Genomic DNA, 21,093 nt, shown 5'->3' on the forward strand with positions numbered 1-21,093 from the left:
TCTACTTCAGGACAGCCGGTTGCGGCGGGCGAGCAGCTTCGCTGCGATGGTCAGGATGAGGACCAGGGCGACCAGCGTCAATGCCGCCGTCCATGCGCGGTCGGGGGCATAGCGGGAGGCGTCGCCCGCCTGCTGGTAGACGAAGAGCGACAGCGACGACTGGTTGCCCGCGAACGGGTCCATGTTGATCGCCGCGGCGCCGCCTGCGACGAGCAGCACCGGCGCGGTCTCACCGGCGGCACGGGCGACCGCGAGCATGACGCCCGTGACGATGCCCGGCAACGCGGTGGGAAGGACAACCTTCAAGATCGTCTTCCATTGGGGTACGCCCAGAGCGTACGCACCCTCGCGAAGCGGCCCCGGCACGAGGCGCAGCATCTCCTCGGTCGACCGCACGATCGTCGGCAGCATCAGCACCGTCAGCGCGAGCGACGCCGCGAAGCCGGAGAACCGCGGTGTGCCGTCGTTGAACCAGGGGCTGACGATGAGCACCCAGAACGCCAGCACGAACAGGCCGGCGACGATCGACGGGATGCCGGTCATGACGTCGACGAAGAAGCGGACCGTCAGGGCGAACTTGCCCCGGCCGTACTCGACGAGGTAGATCGCGCCGAGGACGCCCAGCGGGACGGCCAGCAGGGTGGCGATGCCGACCTGCTCCAGGGTGCCGATGATGGCGTGGTACGCGCCACCGTTGGCGTCCCGGGCACCGATGTTGTTCATCGACGAGCCGAAGAAGTCGCCGTCGAGACGGGCGGCACCCTTGGAGACCAGCGTCCACACGACCGAGGCCAGCGGCAGGATCGCCAGCAGGCAGGCCGCGTAGATCATGGTGCGCCAGATCTTGTTCTTCGCGGACCGCTTGCCCTCGACCCGGCTCGCGGCGACGAAGAGCCCGACCAGGTAGAAGACGATGCCGAGGAACACGACCAGCACCCAGTTGCCGATGCCGGTGCCCAGTACCAGCGCCGCGGCGACGACCAGGGCGACGACCGCGACACCGAGTTCGGCGACGAGCGGCAGCTTCTTGGTCCGGATGTTGTCCGGCGTCATGATGACGCCATCGGTCTCACGCTCAAGAAGACTCATACTGAACTCACCTTCGGCATGCCCTTCTGGCCCTTCCTGCATTCCTTACGTTCGGTGCAGTCGGTCATGCTGTGCTCACCTTCGGCATGCCCTTCTGGCCCTTCCTGCATCCCTTACGTTCGGTGCAGTCGGTCATGCCGCACTGTCCCGGAACTCGCGGCGGCGGTAGATGATCGCCCGCGCTGCCATGTTGACCACCAGGGTGATGGCGAAGAGCACCAGGCCGGAGGCGATGAGTGCGCCGCGGCCGGTGGCGTTCGCCTCGCCGAAGGTGTTGGCGATGTTGGCGGCGATCGAGTTGCCGCCGCTCTGGATCAGGTTGGCCGAGATGGTGAACGTGATGCCGAGGGTCAGCGCCAGGGCGATGGTCTCACCGAGGGCGCGGCCCAGGCCGAGCATCACCGCGGCGAGAACGCCGGGCTTGCCGTAGGGCAGCACGGCTGTCCGGATCATTTCCCACTTCGTGGCGCCGAGGGCCAGCGCGGCTTCCTCGTTCATCCCCGGTGTCTGCTGGAAGACCTCGCGCGACAGCGAGGTGACGATCGGCAGGACCATGATGGCCAGCACCAGCGAGCCGAGCATGACCGAGCGGCCGAACGGGCCGTCGCCACCGAAGAGCGGGATCCAGCTGAAGTACTTGTTGAGCCAGATCGAGAAGCTCTGCACCGGCTCCAGGAAGACGTCGCGGCCCCACAGGCCGAAGACGACACTGGGCACCGCGGCGAGCAGGTCGATGACGAAGCCGAGCGGCGTGGCGAGCCGCTTCGGCGCGTAGTGCGACAGGAAGAGCGCGATCCCCAGCGCGATCGGTACCGCCACGATCAGCGCGATGACGGAGGTGAGGACCGTTCCGAAGGCCAGCGCCGCGATACCGAAGTGCGGCTGCGTGTCGTTCGGGAACCATTCCTTGGAGGTCAGGAAGTTCGCGTCGTTCTTGCTGAGGGCGGGCACGGCCTTCGAGACCAGGAAGATCGCGATGGCCACGATGATGACGAGCACCATCGCGCCGGCGGCCGTGCTCAGCCCTCTGAAGCCGGTCTCCATGGAGAACCGGGCCTTCTTGGGCAGCGCACCCCCACCACCCTGCGGCGGGCGGTTGCCGGAGAGGTCGTCGGGAGGGATCGGCGATACGCCGTCGCCGGCGGCCCGGGCGTGACGTGCTGTCACACCAGGACCGCCGGCGGCGTTGCTCGCCGAGCGGGACGGATAGTCACCCATTCGCTCGCTCGCTGTCGTCTAGAGGGGGTTGGCTACCGGCGGGGGTTAATTCAGGAGATCTTCGCGACCGAGGCCTCGACCTTGCTGCGCACCGACTCGGGGAGCGGCGCGTAGCCGAGCTCGGCGAGGGCCGACTGGCCACCCGTGCTCGAGGTGTAGGTCAGGAAGCCCTTGATCGCGGCGGCCTTCGCGCTGCCCTTGCTGCAGGCGATCTCGTACGTCACCAGAACGATCGGGTAGGCACCCGCCGTGGTGGTGCTGTAGTCGATGTCGAGCGCGAGGTCATCGCCGGTGCCCTTGACCTTGGCACCCTCGATGGTCTTGCCGGCGCTCTCGCCGGTCAGCTCGGTGTACTCGCCCGCGCCGTTCTTGATCTTGGCCTTGGACAGGTCGCTGTTCTCCGCGAAGGAGAGCTCCACGTACGAGATGCTGCCCGCGGTGCTCTTGACGGCCTGCGCGATGCCGTCCGAGCCCTTGGCGCCGGTGCCGCCCGGGGCCTTCCACGCCTTGGCGTTGCTGAAGGTCCAGTCAGCCTCGGCGGTCTTGCTGAGGTACTTGGTGAAGTTGTCGGTGGTGCCCGACTCGTCCGAGCGGTGGACGGTCGCGATGGCCGTGCTCGGCAGCGTGGCGCCGGAGTTCTCGGCGGCGATGGCCGGGTCGTTCCAGGTCTTGACCGTGCCGGCGAAGATCTTGGCGATCGTCGCGGACGAGAGGTTCAGGTCCTTGACACCCTCGACGTTGTAGACGACCGCGATCGGGCCGGTCACCATCGGGAGGTTCAGCGCCTGGCCACCGGGGCACTTGGCGTCGGCCTGCGGCTGCTCCTCCGGCTTCAGGGCGGAGTCGGAACCGGCGAAGTCGGCGGTGCCGGCGATGAACGCCTGGATGCCCGCGCCGGAGCCGGTGCCCTCGTAGCCGATCTTGGCGTCGGCGCACTGGCCCTGGTAGGTCTTGATCCACTCGTCCATCGCGTTCTTCTGCGCGGACGAGCCCTGCGCGGTCAGCTGACCGGCAGCGCAGTTCCCAGCTGCAGCCGAGGCGGCACCCGCGGTGGGTTCCTCGGCGTTGTCAGAGCCACACGCGGTGAGCGCGAATGCGGCGGTCATGGCAATACCAGCAACGTAGTACCGCTGGAGCTTCACGGTTTCCCCTTCAATGAAAATGCATATCCGGGCTCCGATGCTCCCGGCGGCCGAACTCTCATCGGCACATCGGAAAGCTAAAAGTTCCAGGTGACCGGGATGCCGGGCCTAAATGAACTGGGGGTGAACAGGTAGACCCCGCAAAGTTTCCTTTGGCTGAGGAGGGGTTGTCCGTTACGTGAACCGAGCGTCCGTTGACCGAAATGTCCGGCCATTTCCGGGCGAGTCACCACCCGATCACGCGGGTTGAGACGGGTGTGGCGGGTGGGATGTGCTCCTGATCACGAACCCAGAATTCACCTTCTGGACGTGCATTGGAGGCTTTTTCGTTTACCTGCTGATCATCCTGGGGCGCTGGTCAGGGGAGTGGGATGACCGGCTGCCACGGGAGGGGGGTTGACAGAACCATGGTGCTCGATGGCTGGCCGTACTTACCGAGTCTGTCGATCACCGTCTCGAAAGCCTCCATCGAGGCGGTCGCAACCCTCAGCACACTGCAGGCGTCGCCGGTGACCCGGTAGATCTCCATGATCTCCGGCCAGCCCGGCACCGCCTCGTCGAGCAGCAGGCAGGTCGCGCCGTAACAGGACATCGTGACCAGGGCGATCACGTCGCGTCCGGTCCGTGCCAGGTCGACGTGGGCGTGATAGCCGGTGACGACGCCGCTCTCCTCGAGCCGGCGGACCCGCTCGGCCACCGCGGGCGGCGACAGATGTACGCGCCGAGACAGCTCGCTGTAGGACAGCCGCGCATCGGCCTGGAGTTCCCGCAGCAGGGCCCAGTCCATCGCGTCCATCCCGGCCACCTTCCGATCTGAAACCGATCTTGCAAATCTAGTGTCCGATCACCTGTCCCGGGGGATCGGCACCGTTGATTCGGTATTCACCGCCGGGCGCTACGGCGAAAGGATGGTGATCGTGAATCTGGCATCGACGACCGCCGCGGAGCGGGACGAACGGGCGGCGCGTACCGGCGGCCGTCCCACCCTCGAGTTCGCACAGCGGGTGCCCTACGACACCTATACACACGCGAGCACCCTGCACACGCTGCAGCAACCCCTCAGCACGGACCCGGGCGAGATGTCGTTCCTGGTCGTCAGCCAGATCATGGAGCTGTACTTCAACCTGATCCGGCACGAGCTGCGCGAGGCCCGCACCCTGCTGCGCGCCGACGAGGTGTGGCCGGCGCTGGCCCCGCTGCGCCGCGCCGCACTGCACCTGGAAGGCCTCAACGCGGCCTGGCAGACGCTGCGCTGGATGACCCCGGACGACTTCAACCGGTTCCGGGACCTGCTGGGCGAGGGCTCCGGCTTCCAGTCGGCGATGTACCGGCACGTGGAGTTCCTGCTCGGTCTGCGTAACGCCGCCCTGGTCCGGCCTTTCCGCGGCAGCGACGTCCACGACGAGCTGACGACGGCGCTGCACGAGCCGAGCCTCTGGGACGAGGTGATCGCCCTGCTCGCCCGGCACGGTCACGACCTCGAGCCGGAGCTGCTCGACCGGGATCTGACCGTGGATCACGAGGCGGACGCGTCGGTGGCCGCGGCCTGGGTGCTCATCTACCGCGACAACGGCCCGGACAACCACCTGCGGATGCTCGGCGAGGCCCTCACCGACGTCGCCGACCGGTTCGGCGACTGGCGTTACCAGCACCTCAAAGCGGTGCAGCGCACGATGGGGGCGAAGGTCGGCAGCGGTGGCTCGAACGGGCTCGGCTGGCTGCAGCGCAGCATGAGCCGGACGGTCTTCCCCGAGCTCTGGACCTCACGAACCCAGATGTAGGCGACCGTATTGCACGTCGGTGGAGAAGACCTCGAAACCGAGGCGGCGGTAGAGCGCGACCGCCGCGGTGTTGGACTCGTCCACATAGAGCAGCGCGTCAGCGAGTCCCCGGGCGGCGAGGTGACGCAGGCCGGCGACGCTGAGCGCGGCACCGAGGCCGCGGCGGTGACCACCCGGGTCGACGCCGAGCACGTAGATCTCACCGATCGCGGGGGTGTCGCCCTCGGCGGCGTGGACCTTGGTCCAGTGGAAACCGAGCAGCCTGTCGTCGGCGTCGACGGCCAGCAGGAAACCGGCCGGGTCGAACCACGGCTCCGCGAACCGCACCCGCAGGTCGTCACGCGTCCAGCGGCCCTGCTCGGGGTGGTGGTCGAAGGCCCGGGAATTCACGCCCAGCCAGGCCTCGTCGTCCGCCCCCGGGACGAAGGCGCGTACCCGCACGCCGTCGGGAAGCGGAACGCCGGGCAGCTCGGGCGCGGTGAGGCTGCGGCGCATCTGCCAGAGGACGCGGTCACGGGTGAAGGCGAGCTTCTCCGCGAATGCGCGGGCGGCCGGCTCGTCGCCGTGGGCCCAGAACTGCAGCTCGCCGTCGCCCGCGGCGGTCAACAGCGCGGTGCCGTGGCCGTGCAGGCGGTGCTTGGGATGCACGATCAGCTCACCGGCGGTGCCGGAGACGTACGCATATCCCGCGAGGTCGCCGTCTTCGGCGTAGGTGAGAAGGTGCCGATGGGTCGTGCCGCGCAGACCGAGAACGCCGTCCTCGGAGAGCGGGTGGACGCCGTCGGCCTCAGCCGCCGCGGTGACCAACGCGGTTACGTCGGCCACCTCGGCGGCGGTGAGTTCAACTTCGGGCACTGACTCAGACCGGCAGCGAGACGGGCTCGTTGTCGGGAAGCTGGCGGCCGGTCGGCGGCACGACGAACTTGTAGCCGACCTGACGCACGGTGCCGATCATCGATTCGTACTCGGAGCCGAGCTTGGCGCGCAGGCGACGGACGTGGACGTCGACCGTGCGGGTGCCGCCGAAGTAGTCGTAGCCCCAGACCTCACGCAGCAGCTGGTCGCGGGTGAAGACCCGGCCCGGGTGCTGCGCCAGGAACTTGAGCAGCTCGAACTCCTTGTAGGTGAGGTCGAGCGGCCGGCCCTTGAGCTTGGCGGCGTACGTGTCGGGGTCGATGTTGAGCTCGCCGGCCCGGATGGAGCCACCGGCCCCGGCTGTGGCATTGGTCAGCCGGCCGACACCCAGGCGCAGCCGGGCCTCGACCTCGGCCGGTCCGGCGCTGGCCAGGATGACGTCGTCGACACCCCAGTCGGCGTTGAGGGCGATCAGGCCGGCCTCGGTCACGACGGCCATCAACGGCACGCCGATGCCCGTGGCGTGCAGCATGCGGCAGGTGGCCCGGGCCTCCGACAGCTCGGAGCGGGCGTCGACCAGCACGGCATCCGGGCTCGGGCCCGACACCAGAGTGCGCACATCGCGGGGAGCGGTGCGCACGGAGTGGGGCAGCAGGTCCAGGGCGGGGAGCACGGCGGAAGGCTCACCGGCGCGGGCCGTCACCAACAGGAGGATTTCCACACTCACCTCGATCCTCGCGGCACGAGGGCCGCTCGGGTGACCCGGTCTGCGCGGCACAGGGCTGCACATCCGGAGGGTCTCTTCCCGGCGTCACCGACGGGTGGGCTGCGAATACCTTAACCGATGCATTCGGTAGATCACCCATATCCGAACACCGAGTGATGTGATGAACGCCCCGGAGGTGGCCGAACGGCCAATTGGTAACCAGCCTTTTACCCGAGTGGCACATCACACCAGCTGGGAGCGTACCCATGTTGCCGGGGCGTGACGAAACGCCGGTCCGATCATGCCGGATAGCGGGACGGCCCGCGATGGGGACGTTTTGCTCCGGGTCTGGCACCATCGCAGACGTGTTTCCCACCACCCCGCGAGACAGCGATGCCTGGGACGAGGATGTCTCCCGGGAGATCGCTCGTTCCGCGCCGCGCCGGGGCGACTCCGGCTTCTACGCCGGCGACCGTCCGGAGGAGCCGGCCGAGGACGACGAGGACGAGTTCGAAGAAGAAGTTCGATTCGTTCCCGTACGCCGCCAGTTGTCGGTCGCTATCGGCGGCTTCGCGGCGCTGCTGGGTGCCGGCCTGATCCTCGGCGCGCAGTCGTCGGGCCCCGATGCGCGGCTGCCGTACGCCATCGTGCTCCTCGGTGTGCAGGCGCTCTACGTCCTGGCCTTCACGATGGCGATCCGGCCGCCCGCGGCCGGGATCGTCGCCGGGGTGTGCATGGCCACGGGCCTGGCAGCGGACTACCTGGCGGTGACCAGCGACCCGGCCGGCGTGCTGGACCTGATCTACCTGCTCGTCGGCGGTTTCGTGGTGGCGCTGGTCGGCCAGACCATCCGCGCCAAGGACCGGCTCCAGCTGCGTGACGCCCTCGGTGGCACGTTCGTCATCGTGCTCGGCGTGGTTTCCTTCGCGACGCCGCTCGTGCTCGTCCGCAAGCCGATCGGTACCCAGGCGGTGCTGGTCTGCCTCGCCGCCGTGGCGCTGTCCCTGCTGGTGGCGCATCTGACCGACGCGGTCTTCCCCAAGCCTCGGATCGCCCCGGCGGTGCCCCGCGGCGCGACCGGCGTGATCCTCGGCGCGATGCTCGGCACCCTCGCGGCCGCGGCTCTGGGCAGCGTCCTCGTGCTGCCGTTCACCCCCGCCAAGGGCGCGATCCTCGGCTTCGCGGTCGCGGGCATCGCGGGGCTGGTCGACCTCGCGGTCAATTTCTCCGAGGCGGGCCGCAGCATGGCCGGCGACGCGCCGACGTTCTGGGTGGCCCGGCACATGCAGGGTCCGCTCGGCGCGTTCGCGCTGTCCCTGCCCATCACGTACATCCTGACCTCCTTCATGCTTTCCTGACCCGTTACACGTGTTCCGGAGCGTGGCACTGGGCATATACCGTCGCCATCCCCTGAAGGTCGTCGCGAGGAGCAACAAGTGGCTGAGGTGTACGGGTCCGCCAAACCCCGCAAGAGGTGGGGCCGGCGCCTGCTGATCACCTTCCTGGTGCTCCTGATCCTGCTGGCAGTGGCGCTGGTCGTTGCCGACCGGGTCGCCGCGTCCTACGCGGAACGGGTCATCGGTGACCGCGTGTCGGACCAGCTCGCCAATCAGAAGGCGACCGCGGAGAAGCCCGACGTCACGGTTGAGGGCGTCCCGTTCCTGACGCAGGTCGCCAGCGGTGACTACCAGGAGATCAAGATCCTGCTGAACAACTTCACCGCCCCGACCGGCACCGCGGACCAGAAGATCAAGATGCCGACCCTCGACATCCGGGCCAAGGACGTCGACGCACCGATCGACACCCTGCGCAACGGCAACGGCGACATCAAGGCCGGCACGGTGACGGGCACCGGCACCATCGCGTACGCCGACCTGGCCACCCTCATCGGGCAGAAGGGCCTGACCGTGGGGGAGAAGGACGGCAAACTCGTCGGGACGGCGCCGGTCGAGGCACTGGGTCAGACGTTCAACGTCACCGGCACCGCGAATCTCGAGGTGACGGACGGCGTCGTGAAGGTCCGCTTCGCCGACGTGACCGCTGACGGGCTGCCGAACATCCCGCTGGTCCGCAACCTGATCGACAACTACGTGCAACAGCTCTCTTACGACCTCGCCGTGCCCGCGCTGCCGCTGAACCTCAAGGTCCAGAAGGTCGAACCCCGTGCGGACGGCCTGGTAGTGACCACGGGGGCCAACAATGTGTCGCTGAGTTCGGGCGGACTGTGACGGCCGCCTCCGTCCCGGATGGTGGTCGACGGTGTTCCGGGCTCTGGAACCGCTGGTAGGGTCAGCGACATGAGCCTCCTGCTGCTCACCAAGAGGCGCGCGGTCGACCTGTGCCGCGTGGCCGCCTGCCTGTGTTGCCCCGTCATCTGACGGGGCCACTTCCGCATTTCCTTAGCCCGGCAGTGGCGCCGTACGCAAAGCGTGATCCGTTTTCCCGGTTCAGCGCGCGTGCGACCTCTCCAAAGTCCCCCCGCGCTGACTCACCCCTCTCTCACCTGACCAAGGGAGTACCGCGATGAGTCGCGACACCGCACTCGTCTCTGCCGATTGGGCCGAGAAGAACCTCGAGACCCCGGGCATCGTCTTCGTCGAGGTCGACGAGGACACCACCGCGTACGACGGTGGCCACATCCCCGGAGCGATCAAGATCGACTGGAAGACCGACCTGCAGGACCCGGTCCGCCGGGACTTCGTGAACCAGGAGCAGTTCTCCAAGCTCCTCTCCGACCGCGGCATCGGCAACGACGACACCGTCATCCTCTACGGCGGCAACAACAACTGGTTCGCGGCGTACGCGTACTGGTACTTCAAGCTCTACGGCCACGGAGACGTGAAGCTGCTCGACGGCGGACGCAAGAAGTGGGAGCTCGACGCCCGCCCGTACACCAAGGACATCCCCACCCGGGCCGCTGCCACTTATGTTGCCAAGGCGCCCGACCTCTCGATCCGAGCGTTCCGCGACGAGGTCGTCGCCGCGATCGGCGAGAAGAACCTCGTCGACGTCCGCAGCCCCGACGAGTTCGCCGGCCGCCTCCTCGCCCCGGCCCACCTCCCGCAGGAGCAGTCCCAGCGCGGCGGCCACATCCCCACCGCGATCAGCGTCCCGTGGAGCAAGGCCGCCAACGAGGACGGCACCTTCAAGTCCGACGCCGACCTCACCAAGATCTACGGCGACGCGGGCCTGGACGGCAGCAAGGACACCATCGCCTACTGCCGCATCGGCGAGCGCTCCTCGCACACCTGGTTCGTGCTCAAGGAGCTCCTCGGCCAGGAGAACGTGAAGAACTACGACGGCTCCTGGACCGAGTACGGCTCGCTCATCGGCGTCCCGATCGCCCTCGGCGACGAACCCGGAAAGGCGTGACCCGGATGACCAGCCCCTCCAACATCGCGGACGGTTGCGCCGCCCCCGACCAGTCGGCCCCCATCCCGGCCAGCGTCGACCTCCAGAAGGAAACCGTCATCACCGGCACGGTGACCAGCGCCGAAGGCGAGGCGGTAGCCGGCGCGTACGTCCGCCTCCTCGACTCCACCGGCGAATTCACCGCCGAAGTCGTCACCTCCCCACAGGGCGTCTTCCGCTTCTTCGCCGCCCCGGGCACCTGGACGCTCCGCGCCCTCTCCCGCTCCGGCAACGGCGAACTGGCCGTCGACGCCACCCGCGGCGTCAACGAGGTAGGCCTCAGCGTCGCCGCAGCCTGACCCACGCTCTGCCACGACGGCCGGGATCCCGCGAGGGGTCCCGGCCGTCGCGCTTTATCCACAGGATTTCCCGACTTATCCACACCCACCGAGCAGGTCTCCTTCTTGATGGAATCGGCGGTGCTCCGCGGAGTGCGGGAGACCGCTGCCTCGAGAGGTGTACCGCTCGACGAGTTTCTCCGCCAGGCGGTCTGGCACTGGGCGATTGCCGAGTCCGCCAAGCTCATGGCGGACTACGAACGGCAGCACCCCGACGACATGCGCGACTGGCGGGAGCACCTCATGGACCAGATGTTCGCCAAGGAAACCGCATGAGGCGTGGCGAGATCTGGGTGGTTTCCCGCCTGGGCTCCAAGCGCTCAGTGGTCATCGTCGGCCACGACACGCTGACTGCTGAACGAGACGCGGTCCTGACCGCGCCGCTGTCGGACGTCATGCCGGTGCGGATCGCGGAGCCTGCCCTCAGAGACTCAACCGGAATGTCGGTGGGATCGCCCGGACACCCCTGCTCGGTCAGGTGATGAAGGACTATCTGATCGAGCGCCAGGGTGAGCTCGCGCCGGCCGGCGTGGCGAACCTGGATATCGCTCTCCGGGCGGTGCTCGACCTGTGAATGGGGCCGGGTTGGGGCGCGTGCGAGCATGGCGGGCGTGAGTTTGCCTGGCTACCCCGCTGACGCGTCCCCGCCTGATCCTGACGAGGCCGGGTCCGCTGGTGCCGGCGCACAGAATCCCGGCCCGGCCGACGCCGACGACGCCGGTCCTGAGCTGCCGACTTCCGGCCCACCGGCTAGCTCGTCCATTGGCATCGGGGGTGTCGGCGGGGAGCGCGCTGATCTTCAGTCGGCTACCTCTGAGCGCGCTGATCCTCGGACGGCTACCTCTGAGCGGGTTGATCCTCAGTCGGGTACCCCTGAGCTCGCCGACTCTGGCCCTAGCCCCGCTACCTCTGTTGCGTCCGCCGATTCCGCAACCTCGGAAACTGTCGGGCTTGAGGCGGGCATCTCCGAATCTGCGGCGTCCGAGGCTGCCATCTCTGAGCCCGACGATGCTGATGCCGCCGCCCCTGCCCCTGCCGCCCCTGCCGAGCCTGAGGCTGCTGCCCCTGCGGCTGCGGCTGCGGCTGCTGAGGCTGTGCCCCCCGCGGCTGTGACCCCTGTGACCTCTGGGGCCGTGACCCCCGCGGTTGCTGAGGCTGCTACCTCTGCGGCCCCGACTCCCTCGGCTGCTGCCCCCTCGGCTACTACCTCTGCGACTGCTGGCCCCTCAACTGCTGGCCCCGCGGCTGCTGGCCCCTCAGCTGCTGGCCCCGCGGCTGCTGGCCCCGCGGCTGCTGGCCCCGCGGCTGCTGGCCCCTCAGCTGCTGGCCCCGCGGCTGCTGGCCCCTCAACTGCTGGCCCCCCGGCTGCTGGCCCCTCAACTGCTGGCCCCCCGGCTGCTGACCCCTCGGCTGGGGTGGCGGGGGTTTGGGGGGTTGCGCCTGGTGGGGTGGGGGCGGGGTTGCCGGAGTCGTGGGCTGCTTGGCCTGGTCAGGTGGGGGCGCAGGGGGCGGGGGAGGCTGGGCCGGGTAAGCGGCGGTGGTGGCTGGTGGCGGTGGTGGTGGCTTGGGGGGTGGTGTTGGCGGGGGGTGTGGTGTGGTCGGTGCGCAATGATCCGCCGACCGTGGCTGAGCAGCGGGATATCGGTGCTGCGCTGCCGTTGGTGGAGCGGGTGACCGGGGCTGTTCTGGCTGCTGCTGATGGGCCGGATCGGACTGTGGAGCTGGGGGCTCTGAGGTTTGACCGGGGGTGTTCGCTCACGCCTGTCCGGGAGGGGGTGGAGGCGTTCCGGGATGTGGTTGTGCGGGTTCGTGATGACCAGGCGGCGGGGGTGCTGGAGTCGATCGCGAAGGGGTTGCCTGCGGGGTACGGGGCCGGGGTGCGGCACAACGCGGCGAGCACGCGGTTTGCGTTGCATGCCGATGCGGGGGAGTTCGTGGGGGTGGACTCCGAGGTTGCTGATACCTCGCGGGCGGTGACCGTGACGGTGAGTACGGGGTGCCGGCCGCTTTCGGCGGGGGTCGACTATGCGCCGGCTCCGGTGGTGCCGCCGCTCGGGGAGGTGCCTGATGCGTTCCTGGACGCACTGTCGGCGCTGAAGGGTGAACGCGTCTACAGCGGGGTTGAGGTGGCGTGCCCGGACGGGCGGGTTGCGCGGACGTTTGTGGCTGACAACGTCAAGGGGCCTGCTGACCTGGGGCGGGCGCTGGGGGATGTCACCGGTGGGGCCGTTGTGGTGCGGGCCGATGCGGGTGAGTGGGCGTACCGGGTCGGGGAGGTTTCTGTGGTGGTCACCGAGGGCGACGGGGTGGCGCGGGTTGCTGCCACGATCAGTTGCCGGTGAGTTGAGGGGCATCGACCGGCGGCTATCTATTTACGGCGGTGGTGGGGTGATTTACGATCCTGTAACAACAGGATTCGAACAGAATCCACCATGAGCGCACGCCCTGGCCCACCCGGAGGCTGCTGTGGATCGTCGCAAATTTCTGGCCGCAACCGCCGCCATCCCCGCCGGCGCGGCTATAACGCAACCGGCAGCCGAGCAACCAGCCAAACCGGCAACCAGACCGGGGGCCGGCCTCGGGCGGGCAGCTCCGGGCGGGTACGTCGTCAACCGCGCGCCGTTGCAGCCCGACGCCTTCATCCGTCTCGCGCCCGGCTCGACCCGGGCCACCGGATGGCTCGCCACGCAGCTCGATCACCAGCTCGCCGGTCTCAACGGGCGGATGACCGAGGTGTCGCACTTCCTGCAGTACGACAACACCGGCTGGATCCACCCGGGCCTTGGCGGCTGGGAGGAGGTTCCGTACTGGCTGAAAGGGTTCAGCAGCCTCGGCTACGTGACCGGCGACCCCCGGGTGCTGGCCGAGACCCGGCGCTGGATCGACGGGGTGCTCGCGGCGCAGGCGCCGGACGGCTATTTCGGGCCGGAAGGGCTGCGTACCAGTCTGAACAATGGCCCGGATCTGTGGCCGCACATGCCGATGCTGCATGCGGTGCGCGGGTTTCAGGAATTCACCGGGGACGCCCGCGTCCTGCCTTTCCTGACGCGCTTCTTCCAGTACGTGAACGCGCAGGCCACCAGCGTTTTCTCGCAGAGCTGGGGCAGTTTCCGCTGGGCTGACACGCTGGAGGTGGTGTTCTGGACCTACAACCGGACCGGGGACGCCTTCCTGCTCGACCTGGCGCGGAAGATTCACGCGAACTCGGCGAATTATCTGAACAATCTGCCCAGCCCGCACAACGTGAACCTCGCCCAGGGGTTCCGGGAGCCGGCCGTCTACTCGGTGCTGTCCGGGGAGGCCGCGCACCGGCAGGCCAGTTATCAGGACTATGCGGCGATCATGAGCGCCTACGGGCAGTTCGCGGGCGGTGGGTTCGCCGGGGACGAGAATGCCCGGGGCGGGTTCGGGGATCCCCGGCAGGGTTTCGAGACCTGCGGGATCGTCGAGTTCATGGCGAGCCACGAGATGCTGGCGCGGATCACCGGGGACGCCGTATGGGGGGACCGGGTCGAGGAGCTGGCGTTCAATTCGCTGCCCGCGTCGCTGGACAATCGGCAGACCGGGATCCACTACGTGACGAGCGCGAACAGTGTCGCGCTGCTGGACCGGGCCGGGAGCCAGGGACAGTTCCAGAACGGGTTCCCGATGCAGGCGTACATGCTGGGCATCGACAATTACCGGTGCTGTCCGCACAACTATGGGATGGGCTGGCCCTATTACGTCGAGGAGATGTGGGCCGCGAGTCCGGACGGCGGCCTGGTCGCGAATCTGCACGGCCCGTCCAAGGTCACCGCGGCAGTCACCGGCAACACGACGGTCAGCATTGCCTCCGATACCGCGTATCCGTTCGGGGACACGATCACCTACACCGTGAGTACGGCGAGCCCGGTGGCGTTCCCGCTCTACCTGCGCATTCCCGGGTGGTGTGCGGCACCGAGCCTCACGGTCAACGGCGAAGACACGCCAATAGCGCCGGGGCCCGCGTACGGAAAAATCAGCCGGACCTGGTCGGAGGGTGACCGGGTCGTCCTGAAGCTGCCCATGCAGGCGCGGGCCCGGACGTGGAGCGGCAACCACAATTCCGTCTCGGTCGATTTCGGGGCCCTGACCTTTTCGCTCGCGATCACCGAGAACTGGTCGCGGACCGGTGGCACCGACGAGTGGCCGACGCAGGAAGTGCGTCCCGGATCGGCGTGGAACTACGGGCTCGACCAGACCGCCGGTTTCGCCGTGACCACCGGGCTGGGCAATGCCGCGGACCCGTTCACGCCGGCGACCGCGCCGATCCGCATCACGACGACCGCGCGGAAGATTCCGGCTTGGACGGCGGATGCCGATCAGATCGTGACGACGTTGCAGGACAGCCCGACGCCCTCGGCCGAGCCGGTGGAGACCGTGACGCTCATTCCGATGGGCGCGGCGCGGCTGCGGATCACGTCATTTCCGAGGATCGGCGCCGGGCGGCCGTGGGTGCCGGCGGGGGTGGCGTTCCGGATCCAGAATCAGCACAGCGGGAAGGTGCTCGGCGTCGACCAGATGTCACTCGAGGACAGCGCGCGGGTGGTGCAGTTCGGGGACACCGGCACCGCCGATCATCTGTGGCAGATCGTCGACAACGGCGACGGTTTTGTGCGGCTGCGCTGCGTCAATTCGGGCAAGGTGCTCGGCGTCGACCGGATGCTGCAAACGGACAGCGCCCAGGTCGTCCAGTTCGCGGACAACGGCACCGCCGACCATCTCTGGGAAATCCTCGACAACGGCGACGGGTACGCCCGCCTGCGCAATAAGAACTCCGGCAAGGTCCTCGCCGTGTCCGGCATGTCCACCGCCGACTCCGCGAACGTCGTGCAGTTCAGCGACAACGGCACCGCCGACCACAATTGGCGATTCGTCCCGGACGGCACAGTCAAAATCGAGGCCGTCCACAGCGGCAAGGTCCTCGCCATTCAGGACATGTCGTCGGCGAACGGCGCGCAGCTGACACAGTGGCCGCCCACCGGCACGGCCGATCACGTGTGGCGCTTCGAGGACGCCGGCGCCGGGCATTTCCGGATCGTCAGCACCCTGACCGGCAAATGTGCCGACGTCAGTGGGGCGTCAACCGCGGACGGCGCGCGAGTGGTCCAGTGGGACTATCTGGGTGGCACCAACCAGCAGTGGCGGCTGGCCTGGGCCGGGCCGGGCATTTTCACGATCGTCGCCCGGCACAGCGGCAAGGTGCTCGGGGTCTCGGGCCAGTCCACGGCGGACGGCGCGATCATCACGCAGGCAGCCGACACCGGTCAGAAATGGCGCCTGATATTGGGTTAGTAGACGACAGCCTGGGCGCCGTCGGACATGATCTCCTCGACGAAGACGGCGGCGCCGGCGATGCGGATGCCGGGCAGCACGTCCGTCGGGGCGATGTCGCGGCGGGCGGCGCACTGGGTGCAGAGGGTCATCTTGCCGCTGGCCAGGATCAGGTCGATCAGGTCGGGCAGGGGGGCCGCGTGCGGCAGCTCGAACTCCGCGGCGCGGCCCGGCAGCGCGAACCAGGCCGACTCGCCGGTGAGCCAGAACGACACGTCGATGCCGGAGGCCGCCGCCGTGCTCGCGACCGTGAACGCCTGCGAGCAGCGCTCCGGGGCGTCCGCGCCGGCGGTGGTCTTGACGACGAGAAGGCGGGCCATACGGGTCAGCATAGGATGGCTCCGACATGGTTACTGAGATCGGGTACGTGAGCCTGCTGGTCGCCGGGATCGGTGCGCTGGCCGGTGGGCTGGGTTATCTGGCAATGCGCATAACAAGGGGACGCTGGTGAGCAGTGAGACGGAGAACCCGCTGGGACCGCCGCCCTGGATGAACGCCCCGCCGGTCGAGGAGTACCCGTTCGAGGACACCCACGACCTGCGTAAAGGCCCGGATCTGCACCCCGCGCTGCTGGGGCTGCTGCCGTTCATTGGGCTGTGGCGTGGCCGCGGTCAGGGTGGTTTCCCCGAGCCGGAGGACTTCAACTTCGCGCAGGAGGTGCGGATCAGCCACGACGGCCGGCCGTTCCTCGCGTACGAGTCGAGGATCTGGATTCTCGACGACGACTCGAAGCCGACCGGGATGGGCGAGCGCGAGGTCGGTTTCTGGCGCCCGGTGCTCAACGCCGAGGGCCGCCCCACCGACGAGATGGAAGCCACGCTGACCACGCAGAACGGCGTGATCGAGATCTACGAGGGCGCGGCGACCGGCACCCGGCTGGAGATGGCCACCGCGGGGGTCGGGCACACCGCCACGGGCCTCGCGGTCACCGGCTCGCACCGCCTCTACGGCATCGTCGACGCCGCGCTGCTCTACGCGCAGGAGCTGGCCACGGCCGACGGCCCGACGCTGCACCCGCACCTCTCCGCCCGCCTCATCCGGGTCGGTGGATAAAACCGAGCAGTCCGAGCAGGCGCGGCGTCCAGGGTGACGCCGCGCGTGCCGAGCCGTTCAACGTCCGGGCCTCGGCAAGACCCCGCAACGAGCTGACGAGCCAGATCGCATCGGCTTCCGCCAGCTCGTCGACGGAGATCATCCTTTCTTCGGTACGCAGCCCGAGCGCGACAACCGACGAGAGCAGCTTCGCCGCCGTGGTGCCGGGCAGGATCCCGGTCGGTTCAGCGGGAACCGTGCACAACGTGTCCCCGCTGAGCCAGACCAGGCTCGCGGTGGGGCCTTCGAGCGCGTACCCGTCGCTGGTCAGCCAGAGCAGGTCGTCGGCGCCCTGAAGCTCGGCCCAGCGCTTGGCGGCGAGGTTCTCGGCGTACGAGATGGTCTTGGCGCCGGAGAGTGACCACGGCGGCCGTTTCGTCAGTCCCAGGTCGTGCGTGATCAGCCGGATGCCGTCCCGGCGCTGGATCCGGGAGATCTGCGGCACATCGGAAACGGTGGCGAAACTCGTCGCGGGCGTGACCACGAGCCGCAGGGCGCCGTCCTCGTGGGTGAGCCCAGCCGCCAGATCGGCCAGCCCGTGCGGGACCGTGAGCCCGAGCAGCGCCGCTGACCTGGCTAAACGCTCCAGATGTGGGCCGAGCTCCCACGGCCCGTCCGGGCGCAGGTGCACGGTTTCGAAGACGCCCTCGCCGTAGAGCAGCCCGCGGTCGGTCGCGGTCAGCTCGCCGGAACCAGGAATTACCAGGATCGGTGCGCTCACAGCGCGGAGGGTATCGCCGCGCGAACTATGCTCGTAACGTGTCCGCCACATCCCTTGCCGAGATGCTCCGGGAGCGCGGCCTGCGTCTGACTCCGCAGCGCCAGCTGATCCTGGAGGCGGTCCACGACCTCGGCCATGCCACCCCGGAGCAGATCCATCACTGTGTGCGTGAGCGCGCCGCCGGAGTGAACATCACCACGGTCTATCGCACCCTCGAGCTGCTCGAGGAGCTGGGCCTGGTCAGCCACACCCACCTTTCGCACGGCTCGCCGACCTACCACGCCGCGGGCGAGGACCAGCACGTCCACCTCGTCTGCCGCAACTGTGGCTCGATCGACGAGGTCGACCCGGGGATCATGGCGCCGGTGAGCGAGAAACTGCTCGCCGACCGCAACTTCCGGGTCGACGTGGGCCACGTGTCGCTGTTCGGCGTCTGCGGCGACTGCAAGGAGGAGCCCTCATGACCACCGTCCTCATCCAGGATCTCGAGCCGGAGTCGGCCGACATCGGCGTGCCCGCGCACTACGGCGACCCGATGCGCGAGCAGCGCACCCTCGACACGGCGGTCGGCCTCGTCGACCGCTCCAACCGTGACGTCATCGCGGTGCCGGGTGTCGAGCGTGCGAGCTGGCTGCACACCCTCACCACCCAGCACCTCAGCGACCTGCGCGAGGGCCAGGGCACAGAGCTCCTGGTGCTCTCGCCGAACGGGCACGTCGAGCAGCACGCGATGGTCACCGAGGACGGCACGACGGCGTGGCTCGACACCGAGCCCGGTGCCGGCGCGGGGCTGTTCAAATACCTCACGATGATGCAGTTCTTCACCCAGGTCGAGCCACGCGACGCCACCGCTGAGATCGCGGTGCTGTCGCTGGTCGGCCCGGAAGCCGCGGCGACCGCGGCCCGGCTGCTCGGCGTCGAGCTGGCGGAGCCCCGGGTCTTCGACGTGCCGGGGCCGAAGTTCGCCGCCGGTTCCGTGCCGAACGAGCCGACTGCGCTCTACGAGGTGCGGGCCTTCGACGGGGGCCTTGCCCGGCGGGTGCCGCTCGGTGTTGACCTGCTGGTGCAGCGGGAGCGGCTCGACGACGTGCTCGGGAAGCTCGCCGACGTGCCCAGGGCCGGGTTGTGGGCCTATGAGGCCGTGCGCGTCGCGCGCAAGCTGCCGCGGCTGGGCTGGGAGACCGACCACCGCACGATTCCGGCCGAGGCGGAGCTGCTCGCGCCGGCCGTGCACCTCGACAAGGGCTGTTACCGCGGGCAGGAGACGATCGCCCGGGTGCACCACCTCGGCCGCCCGCCCCGGCGCCTGGAGCTGCTGCACCTCGACGGCATCGCCAGTGATCACCCGCCGGCCAAGGGCACCGAGGTCATGCTGGACGGGCGTGCGGTGGGCTTCATCGGCACGGCGGTGCGTCACTACGAGCTCGGCATGGTCGCGCTCGCCGTGCTGAAGCGCAACGTCGCCCCCGACGCGAGCCTGCTGGTCGGCGAGTCGGCCGCGGCCATCGACGCTGACTGAGAGCGGCGCCGGCGGGTCGGCCGCGGCCATCGATGCTGACTGAGGATGGCAGCGGCCATCGACCGTGGGCCGTGACGATCTCCGTGGCAGGATCTCGGTTATGACCGGGACCCTGATCACTGTCGCGCCCACCGGCGCGGAGAGCAGTAAGGCGGCCGTACCCGCGCTGCCGGTGACCCTGGACGAGCTCGTGGCCACCGCCAAGGAGTGCGAGGCGCTCGGCGCCGCGATCGTCCACGTCCATATCCGCGACGACGCGGCCGAGCCGACCCTCGACCAGGGCCGGCTGCGCGCGACCGTGGCCGCCTTGCGTGAGTCGACGGATCTGATCGTGCAGCTGTCCTCGGGTGGGGCGGTGACCGACCCGGAGGCCGCCCGGCTGGCGGTGCTCGACGCCGGCCCCGAGATGGCCTCCTGCACGATGGGCACGGTCAACTTCGGGGACGGCGTGTTCCTGAACCGCTGGGAGTTCATCGTCGACCTGCACACCCGCATGCAGGAGCGCGGCATCGTCCCCGAGTACGAGATCTTCGACCTGGGCCAGCTCACGACGCTGCAGGTGCTGCTCGACCGGCACGGGCTGCCGGCGGGCGGGCACGTCCACGTCGACCTGGTGATGGGCGTTCCGGGCGGGATGCCGGGAACGGCCGACGCGCTGGTCGCCTGTCACCGCGTGATCCGGGACCTGCCCGCAGGCACCACGTTCTCCGCCACGGGCATCGGGCGCAGCAGCATCCCGGTGATGCTCGCCTCGGTCTCGGCCGGCGGTCACCTGCGGGTCGGTATGGAGGACACCCTGACGTACGCGAAAGGCCGTGCCGTGGAGTCGAACATGCAGCTCGTGGCCCGCGCCGTGGGGCTGGCCCAGCTGGCTCAGCGCCCGCCGCTGACCACGGCTGAGGCGCGCGACCTGCTGGGGGTTCCGGTCCGATGATTCTCGCCGAGGTGGTGCGCTCGGGTTTCACCGAGTGTGTGCACGAGGGTGCCGTGGTGGTGCTGGACGCCGCCGGCGCGGTGGTGGCCGAGGCGGGCGACGTGACCGGGCCGATGTTCCCGCGTTCGTCCAACAAGCCGTTGCAGACGGTCGGGATGTTGCGCAGCGGTCTGCGTACGGCGGATCCGGCCGATCTTGCCCTGATCAGCGGCAGTCATTACGGCGAGCCGTTCCATGTGGCGCGGGCCCGCCGGATCCTGGAGACGGCCGGGCTGACCGAGGACGCCCTGCGCTGTCCCGAGGCGCTGCCGTCGCTGGAGAGCGAGCGCGACCTGGTCCTGCGTGAGGGCGGTGGGCCGTCGCGGATCCGGATGAACTGTTCCGGCAAGCACGCCGGGATGCTCGCGACCTGCGTCGAGAACGACTGGCCGCTCGACGATTACCGGGATGCCAAACACCCGTTGCAGGCTGCCATCGCCGCGGCGGTGACCGAGCTGGTAGGCGAGCCGATCGCCGCGACGGGGATCGACGGCTGTGGCGCGCCGGTCTTCGCGTTCTCGCTGACCGCGCTGGCCCGGGGGTTCCAGCGGCTGGTCGCGGCGCCGCCCACATCGTTCGAGCGGCTGGTCGCGGACACGATGCGGGCCGACCCGGAGCTGGTCGCGGGCACCGGTGCCGAGGACACGCTGCTGATGAGCGGGGTGCCGGGGCTGCTGGCGAAGGGCGGCGCGGAGGGCGTACAGGTGGTGGCGATCCCTGAGGTCGGTGCGGTCGCTCTCAAGATCTCCGATGGTGCCATGCGGGCGCGGATGCCGGTGCTGGTCTCGGGTCTGCGCAGGCTCGGCGTGGACGAGCCGGTCCTGACGCGGCTGGCCGCCGTGCCGGTGCTGGGCGGCGGCAACGAGGTGGGCGAGGTCCGCGCGACCTGGTGACAT

23 protein-coding genes are annotated in these 21,093 nt (G+C 69.1%); 15 read left to right on the forward strand and 8 right to left on the reverse strand.

Going from position 1 to position 21,093, the window contains the following annotated elements; all coding sequences use genetic code 11:
* Positions 1-6 precede the first annotated feature (6 nt).
* The 4 genes from pstA to Aco04nite_RS28880 all read right to left on the reverse strand — a co-directional run bounded on the left by pstA (position 7) and on the right by Aco04nite_RS28880 (position 4,245).
* The gene (gene pstA, locus Aco04nite_RS28865) at positions 7-1,053 is read right to left on the reverse strand and encodes a phosphate ABC transporter permease PstA (protein ID WP_438874952.1); all 1,047 of its coding nucleotides are present in this window, start codon (positions 1,051-1,053) and stop codon (positions 7-9) included.
* Positions 1,054-1,221: 168 nt separating this feature from the next.
* On the reverse strand, positions 1,222-2,307 hold the full coding sequence (gene pstC / locus Aco04nite_RS28870; RefSeq protein WP_213000414.1) for a phosphate ABC transporter permease subunit PstC: 1,086 nt from the start codon (positions 2,305-2,307) through the stop codon (positions 1,222-1,224).
* Between the two features lie 50 nt (positions 2,308-2,357).
* Positions 2,358-3,449, reverse strand: coding sequence for a phosphate ABC transporter substrate-binding protein PstS (pstS, locus tag Aco04nite_RS28875; RefSeq protein WP_213000415.1), 1,092 nt, complete (start codon positions 3,447-3,449; stop codon positions 2,358-2,360).
* Positions 3,450-3,807: 358 nt separating this feature from the next.
* Positions 3,808-4,245 (reverse strand): Lrp/AsnC family transcriptional regulator, encoded by a 438-nt coding sequence (locus Aco04nite_RS28880; RefSeq protein ID WP_213000416.1) that lies wholly within the window; start codon positions 4,243-4,245, stop codon positions 3,808-3,810.
* Positions 4,246-4,357: 112 nt separating this feature from the next.
* Between Aco04nite_RS28880 and Aco04nite_RS28885 the strand changes: the two genes are divergently transcribed.
* A complete protein-coding gene (locus Aco04nite_RS28885; RefSeq protein WP_213000417.1) occupies positions 4,358-5,230 on the forward strand; it encodes a tryptophan 2,3-dioxygenase in 873 nt (290 codons plus the stop codon).
* Here the strand turns inward: Aco04nite_RS28885 and mshD are convergent.
* On the reverse strand, positions 5,213-6,085 hold the full coding sequence (gene mshD / locus Aco04nite_RS28890; protein WP_213000418.1) for a mycothiol synthase: 873 nt from the start codon (positions 6,083-6,085) through the stop codon (positions 5,213-5,215). The genes Aco04nite_RS28885 and mshD overlap by 18 nt on opposite strands.
* Positions 6,086-6,089: 4 nt before the next feature.
* Complete coding sequence (locus Aco04nite_RS28895; protein ID WP_203838081.1) at positions 6,090-6,812, reverse strand: winged helix-turn-helix transcriptional regulator; 723 nt, start codon at positions 6,810-6,812, stop codon at positions 6,090-6,092.
* A gap of 344 nt (positions 6,813-7,156) precedes the next feature.
* On the opposite strand from Aco04nite_RS28895, the gene Aco04nite_RS28900 reads away from it, so the two are divergent.
* From Aco04nite_RS28900 to Aco04nite_RS28930, 8 genes are all read left to right on the forward strand, one after another.
* On the forward strand, positions 7,157-8,149 hold the full coding sequence (locus Aco04nite_RS28900) for a hypothetical protein (protein ID WP_213000419.1): 993 nt from the start codon (positions 7,157-7,159) through the stop codon (positions 8,147-8,149).
* Positions 8,150-8,227: 78 nt separating this feature from the next.
* Positions 8,228-9,019: an LmeA family phospholipid-binding protein gene (locus Aco04nite_RS28905; protein ID WP_239158988.1), complete on the forward strand. Its 792-nt coding sequence runs from the start codon at positions 8,228-8,230 to the stop codon at positions 9,017-9,019.
* A 69-nt stretch (positions 9,020-9,088) separates the two neighbouring features.
* Entirely contained in the window at positions 9,089-9,169 is an 81-nt protein-coding gene (locus Aco04nite_RS50065) for an Ms5788A family Cys-rich leader peptide (protein WP_344572287.1), read from the forward strand.
* 145 nt (positions 9,170-9,314) lie between these two features.
* The gene (locus Aco04nite_RS28910) at positions 9,315-10,163 is read left to right on the forward strand and encodes a sulfurtransferase (RefSeq protein WP_213000420.1); all 849 of its coding nucleotides are present in this window, start codon (positions 9,315-9,317) and stop codon (positions 10,161-10,163) included.
* Between the two features lie 5 nt (positions 10,164-10,168).
* Positions 10,169-10,501 (forward strand): DUF1416 domain-containing protein, encoded by a 333-nt coding sequence (locus Aco04nite_RS28915; RefSeq protein WP_203838084.1) that lies wholly within the window; start codon positions 10,169-10,171, stop codon positions 10,499-10,501.
* Positions 10,502-10,621: 120 nt separating this feature from the next.
* Positions 10,622-10,816, forward strand: a complete 195-nt coding sequence (locus Aco04nite_RS28920) for a hypothetical protein (RefSeq protein ID WP_213000421.1) — start codon at positions 10,622-10,624, stop codon at positions 10,814-10,816.
* Positions 10,817-12,087: 1,271 nt separating this feature from the next.
* Positions 12,088-12,882: a hypothetical protein gene (locus tag Aco04nite_RS28925; protein ID WP_213000422.1), complete on the forward strand. Its 795-nt coding sequence runs from the start codon at positions 12,088-12,090 to the stop codon at positions 12,880-12,882.
* Between the two features lie 124 nt (positions 12,883-13,006).
* On the forward strand, positions 13,007-15,853 hold the full coding sequence (locus Aco04nite_RS28930) for an RICIN domain-containing protein (RefSeq protein WP_213000423.1): 2,847 nt from the start codon (positions 13,007-13,009) through the stop codon (positions 15,851-15,853).
* Here the strand turns inward: Aco04nite_RS28930 and Aco04nite_RS28935 are convergent.
* Positions 15,850-16,224: a DsrE family protein gene (locus Aco04nite_RS28935; RefSeq protein WP_213000424.1), complete on the reverse strand. Its 375-nt coding sequence runs from the start codon at positions 16,222-16,224 to the stop codon at positions 15,850-15,852. The two genes, Aco04nite_RS28930 and Aco04nite_RS28935, sit on opposite strands and share 4 nt — an antisense overlap.
* Positions 16,225-16,238: 14 nt before the next feature.
* Here Aco04nite_RS28935 and mtfM point away from each other — a divergent pair, with 14 nt between their 5' ends.
* On the forward strand, positions 16,239-16,343 hold the full coding sequence (gene mtfM / locus Aco04nite_RS49740; protein ID WP_275411766.1) for a small membrane protein MtfM: 105 nt from the start codon (positions 16,239-16,241) through the stop codon (positions 16,341-16,343).
* A 38-nt stretch (positions 16,344-16,381) separates the two neighbouring features.
* Positions 16,382-16,945: a heme-binding beta-barrel domain-containing protein gene (locus Aco04nite_RS28940; protein ID WP_213000607.1), complete on the forward strand. Its 564-nt coding sequence runs from the start codon at positions 16,382-16,384 to the stop codon at positions 16,943-16,945.
* Here the strand turns inward: Aco04nite_RS28940 and Aco04nite_RS28945 are convergent.
* Positions 16,926-17,705 (reverse strand): aminotransferase class IV, encoded by a 780-nt coding sequence (locus Aco04nite_RS28945; protein WP_244876374.1) that lies wholly within the window; start codon positions 17,703-17,705, stop codon positions 16,926-16,928. The genes Aco04nite_RS28940 and Aco04nite_RS28945 overlap by 20 nt on opposite strands.
* Positions 17,706-17,767: 62 nt before the next feature.
* Between Aco04nite_RS28945 and Aco04nite_RS28950 the strand changes: the two genes are divergently transcribed.
* From Aco04nite_RS28950 to Aco04nite_RS28965, 4 genes are all read left to right on the forward strand, one after another.
* Positions 17,768-18,169, forward strand: coding sequence for a Fur family transcriptional regulator (locus Aco04nite_RS28950; RefSeq protein ID WP_203838182.1), 402 nt, complete (start codon positions 17,768-17,770; stop codon positions 18,167-18,169).
* Positions 18,166-19,224, forward strand: coding sequence for a CAF17-like 4Fe-4S cluster assembly/insertion protein YgfZ (ygfZ, locus tag Aco04nite_RS28955; RefSeq protein ID WP_213000426.1), 1,059 nt, complete (start codon positions 18,166-18,168; stop codon positions 19,222-19,224). Before Aco04nite_RS28950 ends, ygfZ begins: the two co-directional genes overlap by 4 nt.
* A gap of 100 nt (positions 19,225-19,324) precedes the next feature.
* Positions 19,325-20,158, forward strand: a complete 834-nt coding sequence (locus Aco04nite_RS28960) for a beta-keto acid cleavage family enzyme (RefSeq protein WP_213000427.1) — start codon at positions 19,325-19,327, stop codon at positions 20,156-20,158.
* Positions 20,155-21,090, forward strand: a complete 936-nt coding sequence (locus tag Aco04nite_RS28965; protein ID WP_213000428.1) for an asparaginase — start codon at positions 20,155-20,157, stop codon at positions 21,088-21,090. Before Aco04nite_RS28960 ends, Aco04nite_RS28965 begins: the two co-directional genes overlap by 4 nt.
* Positions 21,091-21,093: the final 3 nt, after the last annotated feature.

Source organism: Winogradskya consettensis, assembly GCF_018332715.1.
In the GTDB taxonomy this organism is placed as follows: domain Bacteria; phylum Actinomycetota; class Actinomycetes; order Mycobacteriales; family Micromonosporaceae; genus Actinoplanes; species Actinoplanes consettensis.

Excerpts from the sequence above, each read along its gene's own strand:
- ygfZ (WP_213000426.1), top strand. The coding sequence starts at position 18,166 with ATGACCACCGTCCTCATCCAGGATCTCGAGCCGGAGTCGGCCGACATC.
- pstC (WP_213000414.1), bottom strand. The coding sequence starts at position 2,307 with ATGGGTGACTATCCGTCCCGCTCGGCGAGCAACGCCGCCGGCGGTCCT.
- Aco04nite_RS28950 (WP_203838182.1), top strand. The coding sequence starts at position 17,768 with ATGCTCCGGGAGCGCGGCCTGCGTCTGACTCCGCAGCGCCAGCTGATC.
- Aco04nite_RS28880 (WP_213000416.1), bottom strand. The coding sequence starts at position 4,245 with ATGGACGCGATGGACTGGGCCCTGCTGCGGGAACTCCAGGCCGATGCG.
- mtfM (WP_275411766.1), top strand. The coding sequence starts at position 16,239 with ATGGTTACTGAGATCGGGTACGTGAGCCTGCTGGTCGCCGGGATCGGT.
- Aco04nite_RS28935 (WP_213000424.1), bottom strand. The coding sequence starts at position 16,224 with ATGCTGACCCGTATGGCCCGCCTTCTCGTCGTCAAGACCACCGCCGGC.
- Aco04nite_RS28960 (WP_213000427.1), top strand. The coding sequence starts at position 19,325 with ATGACCGGGACCCTGATCACTGTCGCGCCCACCGGCGCGGAGAGCAGT.
- Aco04nite_RS28965 (WP_213000428.1), top strand. The coding sequence starts at position 20,155 with ATGATTCTCGCCGAGGTGGTGCGCTCGGGTTTCACCGAGTGTGTGCAC.
- pstA (WP_438874952.1), bottom strand. The coding sequence starts at position 1,053 with ATGACGCCGGACAACATCCGGACCAAGAAGCTGCCGCTCGTCGCCGAA.
- Aco04nite_RS28940 (WP_213000607.1), top strand. The coding sequence starts at position 16,382 with ATGAACGCCCCGCCGGTCGAGGAGTACCCGTTCGAGGACACCCACGAC.
- Aco04nite_RS28885 (WP_213000417.1), top strand. The coding sequence starts at position 4,358 with ATGGTGATCGTGAATCTGGCATCGACGACCGCCGCGGAGCGGGACGAA.
- Aco04nite_RS28910 (WP_213000420.1), top strand. The coding sequence starts at position 9,315 with ATGAGTCGCGACACCGCACTCGTCTCTGCCGATTGGGCCGAGAAGAAC.
- Aco04nite_RS28915 (WP_203838084.1), top strand. The coding sequence starts at position 10,169 with ATGACCAGCCCCTCCAACATCGCGGACGGTTGCGCCGCCCCCGACCAG.
- Aco04nite_RS50065 (WP_344572287.1), top strand. The coding sequence starts at position 9,089 with ATGAGCCTCCTGCTGCTCACCAAGAGGCGCGCGGTCGACCTGTGCCGC.